Origin of the sequence: Methanobrevibacter curvatus (assembly GCF_001639295.1) — an archaeon.
In the GTDB taxonomy this organism is placed as follows: domain Archaea; phylum Methanobacteriota; class Methanobacteria; order Methanobacteriales; family Methanobacteriaceae; genus Methanoflexus; species Methanoflexus curvatus.
On the sequence record NZ_LWMV01000116.1, the window covers coordinates 1 to 856 of the forward strand.

At 28.7% G+C, this 856-nt stretch carries 1 protein-coding gene; it reads left to right on the forward strand.

What is annotated here, in order from left to right; genetic code table 11:
- Positions 1 to 856, forward strand: an 856-nt coding sequence (locus tag MBCUR_RS03115; RefSeq protein ID WP_157077615.1) for a P-loop NTPase family protein, incomplete at both ends; no start/stop codon positions are given.

Here is an 856-nt window from a genome sequence, read left to right on the forward strand (position 1 = left end):
TTTTTAGAGTTTATTTTTATCACTGGAATTTCTAAGTTTTCATCTACATCTATTTTTTCAGGACTAAATAACCCTAAAGATATTACATTAAGTAAAAATTATGCTAAAATTTGTGGTTACACCCACAGTGAACTTGAAGACTATTTTAAAGAACATATTGAAAATTTAGCTAATGAAGAATCTCTTAGCTATGAAGAAACAATAGCTAAAATCGAGTACTGGTATGATGGTTACACTTGGGACGGTAAAAATAAGGTTTACAATCCTTTTTCAACATTACTGCTATTTGATGAGTGCGAATTTTCAAATTACTGGTTTAGCAGTGGAACACCAACATTTCTAATGGAAACACTTAAAAAAGAAAACAACCTACAACCAATAATAGAACCTATTGTTGCAACAAAAAATGATTTAGACACATTTAAAATAGAAAATATACACCCCACAACATTACTATTTCAAACAGGATACCTAACAATAAAAGAAAAGAACAAAAAACATGGATCTATTGAATACATATTAGATATTCCAAATTATGAAGTTAGGGAGTCTCTAATCAATGAACTTATTATGACCTATACGAATTTAAGCGATAACCACCTAAAAAAATTAAAAAAGAAAACCTACACAAGTATTTTAAATAAAGATCCAAAAGAATTCATAGAAATCCTAGAAAACATATACCACAGACTATCCTATCCACTAAAAGGAGACAATGAAAAATACTATCACGGAATATTCTTAGTAGCATTATACTTATTAGGCATTGACTCACAAGGAGAAGTAACAACCTACTCAGGAAGAGCAGACACAATATTTAAAATAAAAGACAAAACAATAATCACAGAAATCAAAT